Raw genomic sequence first — 14,218 nt, 5'->3', positions numbered from 1 at the left:
AGAAGTTCGTGAGCGGGCCGGTACGCGGCTGCTCTCGATCATGATTCAAGTCATCGCAGTCCGGAACTTCATGACCCAGGCTTCCAAATCACCGCTCGGCGGACCCCGGACCACCGCGCGCGCCTTCTTCGTCGCAGACCGCATCAACACGTCCGGTCTCGAGCGCGGCGACGTGCTGGCCACGACGCCGCTGGCGTTTCGCGTCAATGAAAACGGCGTGGCGATCCTGTTCCGCTACGGCGTCGTCGTGCTGATCGGCCTCAATGCGCTGGAGGAGGATGAATTCCTGCGCAGCCTGCAGTCGCGCATGACCGGCCTGTTCACGCGGCGCGAGGAGGAGATCGCAATCATCGAGCTCGCCGCCGAGAAGGAGGATCAGATTCCGCCGGGCGGCCCGATCTATCTGCAGGGCCTCTCGCCGGAGCGGCTGATCCTGGTCGGCGAGGCGTTGGCGAAAAGCGTGGTGCTGGCGCGGCACGAGCGCGAGGTCCGGGCAGTCTTCGACACGACCGAGCCACTTGCGCGTGAGCTCGCCAAGGGCGGCCGCGTCCATCGCGGCCGCGTTGCGATCCTCAAGCACATCGGCAACGCGCTGCTGGTGCGGCATCGCGTGGCCGGGCCGGTGGAAGTGTCGGAGAAGCCCGATATCCTCTGGGACAAGCCGCAGCTCGAGCGCCTCTACGCCAGGCTCGAGGACGAGTATGAATTGAAGGAGCGTGCGGAGTCGCTGAACCGCAAGCTCGCAGTCGTCGCCGAAACCGCGCAGGTGCTGACCGACATCATCGACACCAGCCGCTCGCTGCGGCTGGAGCTGATCATCGTCTTCCTGATCCTGTTCGAGGTGCTGATCACCATCTATCAGCTGGCGATGGCCCGGCATTGAACGGGCTACAGCGGCCGAATCCGGCCATCTTTCCGTCCCGAATTGTGCGTCATCCCTGAGCCGATCGGCCACTCCGGGCGCGGAGCGGCCTGGGCCGGGCTGCGAGCTTGGGGGACGGGATGGATCAGGACAGCAGGGACTGGTGGCGGCGCGGCATTTTCTATCAGGTCTATCCGCGCTCGTTCGCGGATAGCGACGGTGACGGCGTCGGCGATCTCAAGGGGATCATCACGCGGCTGACCTATCTGACGCGGCTTGGCGTCGACGCGGTCTGGCTGTCGCCGATCTTCCCGTCGCCGATGGCCGATTTCGGTTACGATATCTCCGATTACACCGGCATCGACCCGCTGTTCGGGACGATGGAGGATTTCGACGCGCTGGTCGCGGCCGCGCACGATTCCGGCCTCAAGCTGATCCTCGATCTGGTGCCGAACCACACATCCGACCAGCACCAATGGTTCATCGAGGCGAAGAGCTCGCGCGATAACCCTAAGCGCGACTGGTACATCTGGCGCGATCCGGCGCCGGACGGCGGCCCGCCCAACAACTGGCTGTCCGAGTTCGGCGGCAGCGCCTGGGCGTATGACGAGGCCTCAGGCCAATACTATTATCACGCCTTCCTCGCGCAGCAGCCCGATCTCAACTGGCGCAATCGCGAGGTCAGGGACGCGATCTACGACGTGATGCGCTTCTGGCTGCGCAAGGGTGTCGACGGTTTTCGCGTCGACGTGATCTGGCACCTGATCAAGGATGCCGACTTCCGCGATAACCCGACAAACCCGCATTATCGCGCTGGCCGACCGCCGCACGAGAAGCTGCTGACGCAATATTCGACCGATCAGCTCGAGGTGCACACCGTCATCACCGAGATGCGCGGCGTCACCGAGGAATTCGACAACCGCGTGCTGATCGGCGAGATCTATCTGCCGCTGCATCGGCTGGTCGCTTATTACGGCAACGATCTGCGCGGCGCGCAGATGCCGTTCAACTTTGCGCTGCTGTCGACCTTGTGGAGCGCGCGATCGGTCGAGATGATCATCGCCGACTACGAAAAGGCGCTGCCGCCGGGGGCATGGCCGAACTGGGTGCTCGGCAACCACGATCGGCCGCGGGTGGCGAGCCGGGTGGGGCCGGCGCAGGCGCCGGTCGCCGCGATGCTGCTGCTGACGCTGCGCGGCACGCCGACGCTCTATTACGGCGACGAGATCGGCATGCGCCAGGTTGCGATTGCGCCGGATCAGGTGCGCGATCCCTTCGAGAAGAACGTGCCGGATATCGGCGTCGGCCGTGACGGCTGCCGCACGCCGATGCAATGGAGCGCCGAGCGCCATGCCGGCTTCTCGACGGCTCCGCCGTGGCTGCCGCTGGCGCAGGATTTTGCCAGCGACAATGTCGCAAGTCTCGAAGCCGAGAGGACGTCGATCCTCAATCTCTACAAGGCGCTGATCGCGCTGCGGCGAAGGCTGCCGCAGCTCGTCCATGGCAGCTATGAGCCGGTGGCGGCGCACGGTGATGTGCTGCTCTACCGGCGGCGCAGCACTGAGGGCGTCGCCGTGATCGCGCTGAACTTCGGCGCGGCCGCCGCGTCGGTCTCCTCGAGCGCGATCGGCTTCAGCAATGAAGTCCTGCTGTCGACCTTGATGGACCGGCAGGGCGAGAAGGTCGAAGGCGTGCTCGATCTGCGCCCCAATGAGGGCGTGATCCTCGGACCACATCAGGACGATTGACGCCGGGTGCGGGGCTCCATGGTATCGATGTCGCTGCGCTTGAGCAGATAGTCGAGCCCACCGACCCGATACCAGCGATAGCCGTAGGCCTCGATCAGAAGCTTGTGGCGACCGGCCTCGTCGGCCCGGCTGTGGTCCTCGGTCAGGAGATTGACGAGGAGTTTGCCGGCGTCGTCGGGCAGACCGACGTTGAACGATATCTCGAGCGGCTTTTCCGCGAAGTTGTGCACGAACAGCACCGAGTTGTTACGCCAGTCGTACCGGATGATCAGGATGGCGGGGTTTCGGCTTGCGATAACCTTGAAATCTCCCCAGCCGACCTCGGGGACTTCCTTGCGCATGCGGACGATGCGCTCGGTCCAGTTCAGCATCGAATTGGGGTCGCGCCGTTGCTTGGCCGCGTTGACGTGCTCATAGCCATACGGTCCATTGTCGATGACGGGCACACATGGCCGATCGCTCTCGGTGAAGCCGGCGTGTGGCTCGGTCGACCATTGCATCGGTGTGCGCGCGCAACCGCGTTCGGGCAGGTCGAGATTGTCGCCCATGCCGAGCTCATCGCCGTAGCGGATCACGGGCGTGCCGGGAAGCGTGCACATCACGCTGTAAGCGAGCTCGATGCGTCGGCGGTCGCCGCCCAGCATGGGCGCAAGCCGTCGCCGGATGCCACGGTCGTAGAGCTGCATGCTCTTGTCGGCAGCGAATGCCTCGAACACCGTCTCGCGCTGCGGCTTCGACAGGCGGCCGAGGTCGAGTTCATCATGATTGCGCAGGAACAAGCCCCATTGTGCGGTCGCGGGCCGTGGCTTGGTCGCCGTCAGTGCCTTCGCCAACGGCTTCGTATCCGCCGACGCCAGCGCGTAGAACAGATGCTGATTGACATGGAAGTTGAACATCATGTGCATCCGGTCGCCGTCACGCCCGAAATATTCCATGTCCGTCTCGGGCAATACGTTGGCTTCAGCGAGGATGATCGCGTTGCCCTGGCGCCATTGCAGGAATTCCCGAAACGATCGCAGCATGTCGTACTGCTCGACCGGCTTGCGCCTGGAGGCGCCCTTGGTCGCGATCACGAAGGGCACGGCGTCCATGCGGAAGCCCGAGACGCCGAGCTGAATCCAGAACCCCATGATCTTGAGGATCTCGGCCTGCACATGCGGGTTCGATGTGTTGAGGTCCGGCTGGAAATCGTAGAAGCGATGAAAGTACCAGGCGCCGGCTTGCTTGTCGCGCGTCCAGGTCGATTTCTGAACGCCGGGAAACACCATGCCGGTGTTGGCATTGGCGGGCTTCCTGTCCGACCAGACATACCAATCGCGGTACGGCGAGTCCTTCGAGCTGCGCGCCGATCGAAACCAGTCGTGCTGATCCGAGGTGTGATTGACGACGAGGTCGATGATGACGCGGATGCCGCGCTGCTGGCAGCCATGGGTAAATTCAACGAAATCGCCCAGCGTGCCGTAGCGCGGATCGACGTCGTAATAATCCGAGATGTCGTAGCCGTCGTCCCTGTTGGGCGAAGGCTGAAACGGCATCAGCCAGATCGCGGTGATGCCGAGCCCGTGCAAATAGTCCAGGCGCCGGAGCAGACCGCTGAAATCACCGATGCCATCGCCGTTGGCATCCATGTAGGTGCCAACCGACAGGCAGTAGATCACTCCGTTCTTGTACCAGAGGTCGTCGATCACCAGGCAATCCTCTCCAGTCCCACCCGTGGCGGCGGCCGGGAGGATAAGCGGTGAAGCGGTGACGGGTTCCTGCGGAGCGCCGTCCCACAACGGAGACGGACGACGCTCCGTGCCGGCCTGACGCTGCCGCGCTCTATCGGCTGGAGCATGATCTTCGCGGAAAGCCGGCTTCCATTTTTCCGGATCATGGTCTCGTGGAATCGGCTAATCTTCGCGCAATGGACTCATCCGCCCGCCAGATCGCGCTTGTGCCCGCGCCCGACCGACGCCAGTCGGAGACCGCGCTTGCGATCGCGCGCGGCACGGCGAGGCTTCTGAGATCGCTGGGATTTTCCTGCATCAGCGAATTGCCGCTGCCGTCCGGCCGAAGAGCCGATCTGGTCGCGCTGAACGAGCGCGGCGAGATCTGGATCGTTGAGATCAAGTCATCGGTCGAGGATCTGCGCGCCGACCAGAAATGGCAGGATTACCGGATGCATTGCGACCGGCTGTTCTTCGCCTTCACGCAGGATCTGCCGTGCGAGATCTTTCCCGTCGACACCGGTTTGATCATCGCGGACGCCTATGGCGGGCATCTGCATTGCGAGGCGCCGGAGCATCGCCTGCCGGCGGCCACGCGCAAGGCGATGACGGTGCGCTTTGCCATGGCCGCGGCGCAGCGCATCAACCGCCTGGTCGATCCGCAGGGGCACGAGTTTTAGCGAAGAACATTGCTGCCCCGTCATCCCCGCGCAAAGGCCTCGCCTTTGTCGCCGGGGGCGCGAGCGGAGCGAGCCTCGAAGGATGGTTCGGCCGGGCTGGTGACCGTCGACCCTTCGAGACGCGCGCAAGGGCGCGCTCCTCAGGGTGACGGACATAGAGGCGTAGGATGGGTAGAGCGAAGCCAAACCCATCACTTGTCGCCGCGGCGTGAAGTTGGTGGGTTCGCTTCGCTTCACCCATCCTACGTAGCTGCCCACCCTACAAAAGCAAATGGCCGGGAGGAGCCCGGCCATCGCGAAAGCAAATGAAGTATCGCTTACCGCGGGGCGCGCTTGGCGAGGATGCGCTGCAAGGTGCGGCGGTGCATGTTGAGGCGGCGCGCGGTCTCCGAGACGTTGCGGTTGCACATCTCGTAGATGCGCTGGATGTGCTCCCAGCGCACGCGGTCCGCCGACATCGGATTGGCCGGCAGCTCGGACTTCTCGGTGCCGGTCGCGAGCAGCGCGGCGACGACGTCATCGGCGTCGGCGGGCTTCGAGAGATAATCGACGGCGCCCATCTTCACCGCGGTGACGGCGGTGGCGATGTTGCCGTAGCCGGTCAGCACGATCGCGCGCGCCTCGGGGCGCTTGCGCTTCAACGCCGAAACGACGTCGAGGCCGTTACCGTCGCCGAGGCGAAGATCGACGACTGCGAAAGCGGGCGCGGCGCGGCCGATCTCGGCGAGACCATCAGATACCGTGTCGCATGACTTCACCGCGAAACCCCGCGTCTCCATCGCGCGCGACAGCCGTTCCAGGAACGGCTTGTCGTCCTCGACGATGAGGAGCGAGCGGTCGGCATGGTCATTCAGTTCAGTGATGGCGTTCACGATCCATTTTTCCCTGTGGCAGACCCCTAATATATGGGGTCCTACTGCGGCGCTGCCAAGGCAGCCGAAAGTCGCGTGCTCGTCCGGAAAGAGCAATGCATCCGTAATGCCAGGGTCGCGATTAAGAATCGTTCTTAGGATTCGGTTTCGTCGCCCGGCGCGGCTTCCTCGAAGCGCTCGCGCGGCCAGACGATCTGCACCACGGCGCCGTGATCGGGAAAGGTGCGATTGGTAAACGACACCTTGGCGCCGGTGCGTTCCAGCAACGTCCGTGCGATGAAAACGCCCAGACCGAGGCCCCCACGTGGGTTTTGGGCCTCATCCGCACCTCGGCGACGCGACAGATACGGCTCGCCGATCCGCTTCAGCATGTCGGGCGCGATGCCCGGACCGTCGTCGGAGACGACGACTTCAACGGTCTCGGCGTTCCACCACGCGTTCACCTCGACGGTCTGGTGCGCGAAATCGACCGCATTTTCGAGAATGTTTCCGACGCCATAGAGGATCGCCGGATTGCGCGCGGCGACCGGTTCAGGCGTTGCTGCGACAGCAAGCCGCACCTTGATGTTGATGCCGAAATCGCGATGCGGCGCCACCGCCTCCTCGATCAAGGTCGACAGCTTCATGGTGTCGAACGGCGCACCGCTCGATGACAATTGCGCGATCTTGCTCAGGATGTCGCGGCAGCGCTGCGCCTGCTCACGCAGGGTCTTGAGGTCGCCGGCGATCGCCGCGTCATGCACCGTCTTCTCGAGCTCGCGCGAGATCAGGAAGATCGTCGACAGCGGCGTTCCGAGCTCATGCGCGGCGGCGGCGGCGAGGCCGTCGAGCTGAGTCAGGTGCTGTTCGCGTGTCAGTACCAGTTCAGTCGCGGCCAGCGCATCGGAGAGCTGGCGCGCTTCCTCGGTCACCTGGAATGCGTACAGACTGGTGACACCGATCGCGAGCAGGATCGAAAGCCAGACGCCGATCAGATAGATCGGCGGCAGTACCAAGGGATCGTCGGCATCCCAGGGCAGCGGCAGATGATAGAAGAACAGCGCCGAGGCGCAGGCGACCGCAAGGCAGCCGAGCGCGATCGTCAGCCGGATCGGCAGCACGGTGGCCGAGATCAGGACCGGCGCCAGGAACAGGAACGAGAACGGGTTCTGCAATCCGCCGGTGAAGTACAGGAGCCCGCCGAGCTCGACGATGTTGAAGGCGAGCAGGGCGGCGGCATAGGCCGGCTCCAGCCGCTGCATCGGGTTGAAGGCGATCTGCAGTGCAAGATTGAGCAGCGCCGAGAACGTCACGATGGTGACGCAGGGGACGATCGGAACGTCGAATTCCAGTCCCTGCGCCACGATGAAGATGGCGACGAGCTGGCCGAGCGCGGCGAGCCAGCGCAGCCGCAGGATCGTATCCAGGCGGACGTAGCGGCGGGGTTGGCGGAAATCGGAAGCGACGTCGGTCATGCCGGGACCTTAGCTGTGCCGTGGGCGGCGCACAAATTCGCGACTTAGCGCAACGATGCAGGGCGAGCCTTTAATTACCGCCAAGCCTTTAATTACCGCCGAGCCTTGCGCTTATTGTCGCAATGGCTCAATGACGGCCATATGCAACAGGTCGGGACAGGTCAGAGGCAAGCTCCGGCGGCTGAACAAGGCGAGTCGGCCGCGATCGACGTTGCGCATCTGGTCAAGGTCTACAAGACCACCCGCGCGGTCGACGACATCTCGTTCCGCATCGCGCGCGGCAGCATTACCGGCCTGCTCGGCGGCAACGGCGCCGGCAAGACCACGACGATCGCGATGATCATGGGCCTGGTGCTGCCGACCTCAGGCAGCGTCGAGGTGCTCGGTGCAAAAATCCCCGAGCAGCGCTACGATGTGCTCGGCCGGATGAACTTCGAAAGCCCCTATGTCGACATGCCGATGCGGCTCACGGTGCGGCAGAACCTGACCATTTTCGGGCGCCTCTATGCCGTGCAGCGTTTGCGTGAGCGGATCGACCAGCTCGCCGACGATCTCGATCTCAAGGAATTCCTCGACCGCTCCAACGGCAAGCTCTCCGCCGGGCAGAAGACCCGCGTGGCGCTGGCGAAGGCGCTGATCAACGAACCGGACCTCTTGCTGCTCGACGAGCCGACCGCCTCGCTCGACCCGGATACCGCCGACTGGGTGCGGCAGCATCTCGAGACCTATCGCAAGACCCATAACGCGACCATCCTGCTGGCGTCACACAACATGCTGGAGGTCGAGCGCCTCTGCGACCGCGTCATCATCATGAAGCGCGGCAAGATCGAGGATGACGACAGCCCCGACCGGATCTTGGCGCGCTACAACCGCGACACGCTGGAAGAGGTGTTTCTCGACGTGGCGCGCGGCCGGGTGCGGGAGGGCGCGCCAGAGGACACACCATGAGCGAACTCGTCAGCCAGCACCAGCACACCATTTCACTGCAACGCATCAACGCGATGGTGCTGCGCTATTGGTATCTCCTGATGTCGTCATGGCCGCGGCTGCTGGAGCTGGTCTACTGGCCGGCATTGCAGATCATCACCTGGGGCTTCCTGCAGAATTACATCTCGCAGGCATCCGGCTTATTCGCCAAGGCGGGCGGCACGCTGATCGGTGCCGTGATCCTGTGGGACATCCTGTTCCGGGGGCAGCTCGGCTTCTCGATCTCGTTCCTGGAGGAGATGTGGGCACGCAACCTCGGCAACCTGATGATGAGCCCGCTGAAGCCGATCGAATTCCTGCTCTCGCTGATGATCATGAGCCTGATCCGGCTCGCCATCGGCGTGATCCCGATGACGCTGCTGGCGCTGTTCTTTTTCGGCTTCAACTTCTACGCCATCGGGCTGCCGCTGATCGCGTTCTTCTGCAATCTGATCTTCACGAGCTGGTCGGTCGGCGTGTTCGCCTCGGGCCTCGTGCTGCGCAACGGGTTAGGGGCGGAAAGCATCGTCTGGACGCTGATGTTCGCGGTGATGCCGCTCGCCTGCATCTACTATCCGGTCGAGGTGCTGCCGGCGTGGCTGCAAGCTGTCGCCTGGACGCTGCCGCCGACCTATGTGTTCGAAGGCATGCGCTCGCTTCTGATCGATCACGTCTTCCGCGCCGACCTGATGGCGTGGGCGCTGGTCATCAACGCGTTCCTGTTCGCTGCCTCTTTTGCGATCTTCCTTGCCCTTTTGCAGAGCGCCAAGCGCAACGGGTCGCTGCTCGGCGGTGGTGAATAAATGTCACTTTCTCGTGGATTCTCGGCCTTTTAGCCCGATATCGCCCCCAGATTCGGCTCGCGGCGCATTGACGCATTGTTACGCATTGGTCAGTATGCTGCGGCGCAAAACAGGGGTCTGAAAATACTATGCCCATCGGTGAATTTGGCGGTGCCCCGCCACTAGCGGCGGAAGGCAGCCCGGCACTCACGACGCCGTTGTACTGGATGTACGAGATGGCGCATGCGTCGCTCAATCCGGTGCGCGCGGTAACCGACGCCACCAAGATCCTGTTTCAGAACCCGCTCAATCCGTGGACCCACACCGAGTTCGGCAAGTCGATCGCCGCCGGTTGTGAGCTGTTCGAGCGCACCACGCGCCGCTACGGCAAGCCGGAATGGAACCTGCCGACGACCGAGGTCAACGGCATCCGCACTCCGGTCGAGGTCCGTTCGATCTGGGAAAAGCCGTTCTGCCGCCTGCTGCATTTCGATCGCAAGCTGACGCGCCCGCTGCGCTCGCCGCAGCCGCGCGTGCTGATCGTGGCGCCGATGTCGGGTCACTATGCGACGCTGCTCCGCGGCACAGTCGAGGCGTTCCTGCCGACCCATGAGGTCTACATCACCGACTGGGCCGACGCGCGCATGGTGCCGCTCGCGGCTGGCCGGTTCGATCTCGAGGACTATGTCGACTACCTGATCGAGATGCTGCACGCGCTCGGCGGCAATATGCATGTCATCGCGGTGTGCCAGCCTTCGGTGCCTGTCGTGGCAGCGGTTTCGGTGATGGAAGCCAACAACGATCCGTTCGTGCCGCTGTCGATGACGCTGATGGGCGGGCCGATCGACACCAGGCGCAATCCGACCGCGGTCAACAACCTCGCCGAAGAGCGCGGCATCGAGTGGTTCCGCAACAATGTCATCACCAAGGTGCCGTTCCCGCATCCGGGCGTGATGCGTGACGTCTATCCGGGCTTCCTGCAGCTCAATGGCTTCATCAGCATGAACCTCGACCGGCACATGGACGCGCACAAGGCGCTGTTCGCCAATCTGGTCAAGGGTGACGGCGATCTCGTCGACAAGCACCGCGAATTCTATGACGAGTATCTCGCGGTGATGGATCTCACCGCCGAATATTACCTGCAGACCGTCGACCTCGTCTTCGTCAAGCACGCGCTGCCGAAGGGCGAGATGACCCATCGCGGCAAGCCGGTTGATCCGTCGAAGATCCGCCGCGTCGCGCTGATGACGGTCGAAGGCGAGAAGGACGACATCTCAGGTCTTGGCCAAACCGAGGCGACGCACGCGCTCTGCACCGCGATCCCGAACCATCGCCGCGTGCATTACGTGCAAAAGGGCGTTGGGCACTATGGCGTGTTCAACGGCTCGCGTTTCCGCTCCGAAATCGTGCCGCGGATCTCCGATTTCATGGTTTCGGCGGCCAATACGCGACTTTCGCTGGTCGCCGCCGCCGAATAGGTATCGCCCCGGCCGCGATTTTCGCGGTCGCGCAAGTCGCTGATTTAACTAAAAGAATCCCAAATCGGGCAAGGCCAAAAGGGTGAATGTAATTTCATTCTTTGGGCCTTTTTCGTAACCTTGATTCATCGGAAAAATTCCGGTTCCAGCCCCTGCCTGTAGAGGTCAATTAACGTCCGACCCCTGTATATTGGGCAAATGATTTGTTTTTGCGCCGAGCGCTTTCCCTGGCGGCGGATATGGCAAAGTTCGGGCGAACTCCTGCTCCCCGGACTCTCAGAAATGGCTACTCGCGCGCTCCTCTATCGGCGGCCTGCCGAACCCGCGACCGTATTGGTCAGACACGGCTCCCAGTTCTTCACCGTCAGGTTGCGCCGGCATAGGCGCGCGCGCCGCTACACACTCAGGATACATCCAACCGATCGTGAAGCGATCCTGACGATGCCGCCGCGCGGCACGATTCCGGAAGCCAAGGAGTTCGCCAATCTCCATGGCGGCTGGATCGCCGCCCGTCTTGGCCGCTTGCCGAAGGCCGCGCCGTTCCAGCCCGGCACCGTGGTGCCGTTGCGCGGCGTGCCGCATCGCCTGGTGCACCGCTCGGGCGAGCGCGGCACGGTGTGGACCGAGACGCGCGACAGCGGCGAGAGGATCATTTGCGTCGCCGGCGGCGTCGAGTACATGGATCGCCGCGTGCACGACTTCCTCAAGCGCGAGGCGCGCAAGGACCTGCAGAAGGCGGCGCAGCTTCACGCCGCGGAACTCGGCGTGCGGGTACGCCGGATCTCGATCCGCGATCAGTCCAGCCGCTGGGGCTCGTGTACTTCGGCGGGTTCGCTGTCGTTCTCATGGCGGCTGATCCTGGCGCCGCCCTTCGTGCTCGATTACCTCGCCGCGCATGAGGTCGCCCATCTCGTCGAGATGAACCACTCGGCGCGGTTCTGGCGGGTGGTCGACAAGGTCTGCGCGTCGGTAACGCGCGCCAAGAACTGGCTCGACACCTACGGCAACGACCTGCACCGCTACGGGATCCAGGAGTAGGGCGCGCTGTTCGCCCCGAACGTTGCTGTCATCGTCCGCGAAAGCGGGCGATGCAGTATTCCAGAGACATTTGTCTTCAATCGATGGGCCGCGGCGTACTGGATCCCCCGCTTTCGCGGGGGATGACGGCTTGAGTGCGTAGCCCGGATGGAGCGTAAGCGTAATCCGGGGCAGTTTTCACCGATGGCGCGACTGGTCCCGGATTACGCTTCGCTTCATCCGGGCTACGGAGCAACGCGATCCGTCCGCCTACCGACTTCTATCGAAACAACCGATCCGCCAGCCAGCCGTCCAGTCCGGCCGCTGCCTCCGGCCGCGCGTTGGGATTGGGTGGCGCCGAGGCGCGGGCCGGCGTCGGCGGTGGCGGGCGATAGTAACCGCCGGATGGTACCGGCGCGGGCGGTTGCGATGCCTGCATCGGTGGCTGAATCTGCATCGGTCCCGCCGGCGCTGACGGCGCGGTGACCTGTGACGAGATCTGCATCAGGTTCGCCGGCCCCCAGCTGCCTTGCGAGTTCGGGATCGCCGCGACCGGCACGCCCTGATGCGCCGCCTTCATGAAGCGGGTCCACACTTCGACCGGCAAGCCGCCGCCGGTCGCCTTCTTGGTCGGTGAATTGTCGTCATTGCCGAGCCAGACGCCGGTGACGAGCTTGGCGGTGTAGCCGATGAACCAGGCGTCGCGATAATCCTGGCTGGTGCCGGTCTTGCCGGCGGCTGTCCAGCCCGGGATCTCCGCCTTGCGCGCGGTGCCCGAGATCAGCGTCTCGCGCATCATGCTATTCATCATCGAATCATAGCGCGGCTCGATCACCTGGTTGGGCGGATCGGTCGGACGATCATAGAGCAGCTTGCCCGAACTGGTCTTGATCTTGGTCACCACATGCGGCGACACCACGTAGCCGCCATTGGCGAACGGCGCATAGGCGCCGACCAGCTCGATCACCGAGACTTCCGAGGTGCCGAGCGCGATCGAGACGTTGGACTCCAGCTTGGAGGAGATGCCGAGCCGGTGCGCGGTGCGCACCACGTTCTTTGCGCCGACCTCGACGCCGAGCCGCACCGCGACCGTGTTCAGCGACATCGCCAGGGCCTGGGTCAATGTCACCGAGCCGAAATATTCGTGGGTGTAGTTCTCCGGCTTCCAGCCCTTGATGTCGAGCGGCGCGTCGGTGCGGATGGTATCCGGCGTCAGCCCTGCTTCGACCCCGGTGAGATAGACGAACGGCTTGAACGCCGAGCCCGGCTGGCGCTTCGCGGTGACCGCGCGATTGTACTGGCTCTCCGAGTAGTTCCGGCCGCCGACCATGGCGCGCACCGCACCGTCCGGCGTCATCGCCACCAGCGCGCCCTGGCTGACATTGAACTTCACGCTCTTGGCGGCGAGCTCATCGATGATGGCGGCTTCGGCGACGTTCTGCAGCTTCGGATCGATCGTGGTCTGCACCACGATGTCCTGGTCGATCTGGCCGACCAGATCGTCGAGCACTTCGCCGATCCAGTCGGCGACATAGTTCACGGTGCCGGCGCCGGCCGGCTTCACCGCAATCGAGGGCTGGCCGATCGAGGCCTTGGCCTGCGCCTCGGTGATGAACTTGGCGTCGGCCATCGCCGCCAGCACGACCTGCGCGCGCTGCTCGGCGCCTTCAGGGTTGCGGTTTGGCGCCAGCCGCGACGGCGACTTGACGAGGCCGGCCAGCATCGCGGCTTCCGGCAGCGTCACGTTCTTCGCCGACTTGCCGAAATAGCGCTGCGCGGCGGCCTCGACGCCATAGGCGCCGGACCCGAAATAGACCCGGTTGAGGTAGAGCTCGAGGATCTCGTTCTTGGAATGCTTGCGCTCCAGCCAGAGCGCGAGCTCGGCTTCCTGCAGCTTGCGCTGCATGGTGCGCTCCTGGGTCAGGAAGAGGTTCTTGGCGAGCTGCTGGGTCAGCGTCGAGCCGCCCTGCGAGACGCCGCGGTGCAGGAGGTTGGTCACCGCCGCGCGCAGGATGCCAACCGGGTCGACGCCGTAATGCGAATAGAAGCGGCGGTCCTCGATCGCGATGAAGGCCTTCGGCAGATAGGGCGGCAGATCCTTCAACGCGATATTGGCGCCGGCCATTTCGCCGCGCTGCGCCAGCACGCTGCCGTCGATGCCGACGATCTGGATCGTCGGCGGACGCTTGGGAATCTCCAGCGACTGGATCGGCGGCAGATGCGCGCCGACCCACACCACGACACCGATCACCGCAATGCCGGCCCACAGGCCGAGCACCGCGGTCCAATAGAACAGGCGGCCGATGCCAAAGCCCCGCGACTTGCTGCGCCGCTTGCTGCCGCTGCGCGACGGGCGCGGTTTCTCGCTACCGGAATCGCTGCTCTTGTCGCTGCTCTTGGGTTTGGATTTGGCGGGCTTGTCGTCGCCGCCTCCGGGAATGCGATCGGACGGCGACAGCCGAAGGTCGGCAAGCGCGGCCGGAAGCCCGAACAGCGGCTCCTTGCGCGCACCGCCTTTTTTCCGTCCCCACGCCATCCGCAACGCTCACACCCTGACAGGGACGCACGCTAGCGTTCCCGGTTTAAGGGGCGGTTACGCAAAGCTTAACGGGGCATTAGGAGGTGAGGCAGCGCGTGCTACATAAGGAGC

The 14,218-nt window shown here is 64.1% G+C and carries 11 protein-coding genes; 7 read left to right on the top strand and 4 right to left on the bottom strand.

The genetic code is table 11. The annotated features are described in order from the left end of the window. Positions 1-70: 70 nt before the first annotated feature. The gene (locus J2R80_RS05195; RefSeq protein ID WP_057015413.1) at positions 71-883 is read left to right on the top strand and encodes an RMD1 family protein; all 813 of its coding nucleotides are present in this window, start codon (positions 71-73) and stop codon (positions 881-883) included. 119 nt (positions 884-1,002) lie between these two features. Beyond that, positions 1,003-2,610, top strand: coding sequence for an alpha-amylase family glycosyl hydrolase (locus J2R80_RS05190; RefSeq protein WP_253638127.1), 1,608 nt, complete (start codon positions 1,003-1,005; stop codon positions 2,608-2,610). On the opposite strand, the gene J2R80_RS05185 is transcribed toward J2R80_RS05190, so the two are convergent. After that, positions 2,598-4,298 (bottom strand): alpha-amylase family protein, encoded by a 1,701-nt coding sequence (locus J2R80_RS05185; RefSeq protein ID WP_253638126.1) that lies wholly within the window; start codon positions 4,296-4,298, stop codon positions 2,598-2,600. The two genes, J2R80_RS05190 and J2R80_RS05185, sit on opposite strands and share 13 nt — an antisense overlap. A 218-nt stretch (positions 4,299-4,516) precedes the next feature. Between J2R80_RS05185 and J2R80_RS05180 the strand changes: the two genes are divergently transcribed. Further along, entirely contained in the window at positions 4,517-4,999 is a 483-nt protein-coding gene (locus J2R80_RS05180; RefSeq protein ID WP_168858265.1) for an MmcB family DNA repair protein, read from the top strand. 317 nt (positions 5,000-5,316) lie between these two features. Here the strand turns inward: J2R80_RS05180 and J2R80_RS05175 are convergent, their stop codons facing one another. Further along, a complete protein-coding gene (locus J2R80_RS05175; RefSeq protein ID WP_016845514.1) occupies positions 5,317-5,871 on the bottom strand; it encodes an ActR/PrrA/RegA family redox response regulator transcription factor in 555 nt (184 codons plus the stop codon). Positions 5,872-6,005: 134 nt separating this feature from the next. Further along, positions 6,006-7,325: an ActS/PrrB/RegB family redox-sensitive histidine kinase gene (locus J2R80_RS05170; RefSeq protein WP_076824632.1), complete on the bottom strand. Its 1,320-nt coding sequence runs from the start codon at positions 7,323-7,325 to the stop codon at positions 6,006-6,008. A 141-nt stretch (positions 7,326-7,466) separates the two neighbouring features. Between J2R80_RS05170 and J2R80_RS05165 the strand changes: the two genes are divergently transcribed. The 4 genes from J2R80_RS05165 (at position 7,467) to J2R80_RS05150 (ending at position 11,589) form a co-directional block, all read left to right on the top strand. After that, positions 7,467-8,273: an ABC transporter ATP-binding protein gene (locus J2R80_RS05165; RefSeq protein ID WP_253638125.1), complete on the top strand. Its 807-nt coding sequence runs from the start codon at positions 7,467-7,469 to the stop codon at positions 8,271-8,273. Beyond that, positions 8,270-9,094 carry an ABC transporter permease gene (locus J2R80_RS05160; protein WP_253638124.1) on the top strand — a complete coding sequence of 275 codons (825 nt, stop codon included), beginning with the start codon at positions 8,270-8,272 and terminating at the stop codon, positions 9,092-9,094. The genes J2R80_RS05165 and J2R80_RS05160 overlap by 4 nt, the downstream gene beginning before the upstream one ends. A gap of 128 nt (positions 9,095-9,222) precedes the next feature. Continuing rightward, the gene (locus tag J2R80_RS05155; protein WP_028341465.1) at positions 9,223-10,551 is read left to right on the top strand and encodes a polyhydroxyalkanoate depolymerase; all 1,329 of its coding nucleotides are present in this window, start codon (positions 9,223-9,225) and stop codon (positions 10,549-10,551) included. Positions 10,552-10,749: 198 nt separating this feature from the next. Next, the gene (locus tag J2R80_RS05150; RefSeq protein WP_076824634.1) at positions 10,750-11,589 is read left to right on the top strand and encodes a M48 family metallopeptidase; all 840 of its coding nucleotides are present in this window, start codon (positions 10,750-10,752) and stop codon (positions 11,587-11,589) included. Positions 11,590-11,848: 259 nt separating this feature from the next. Here the strand turns inward: J2R80_RS05150 and J2R80_RS05145 are convergent, their stop codons facing one another. Next, positions 11,849-14,104, bottom strand: coding sequence for a transglycosylase domain-containing protein (locus J2R80_RS05145; RefSeq protein WP_253638123.1), 2,256 nt, complete (start codon positions 14,102-14,104; stop codon positions 11,849-11,851). Positions 14,105-14,218 lie beyond the last annotated feature (114 nt).

Origin of the sequence: Bradyrhizobium sp. USDA 4541 (genome assembly GCF_024171085.1) — a bacterium.
In the GTDB taxonomy this organism is placed as follows: domain Bacteria; phylum Pseudomonadota; class Alphaproteobacteria; order Rhizobiales; family Xanthobacteraceae; genus Bradyrhizobium; species Bradyrhizobium australafricanum.
Note: the sequence above shows the minus strand (reverse complement) of the source record. Positions and strands in the feature narration are given on the sequence as shown.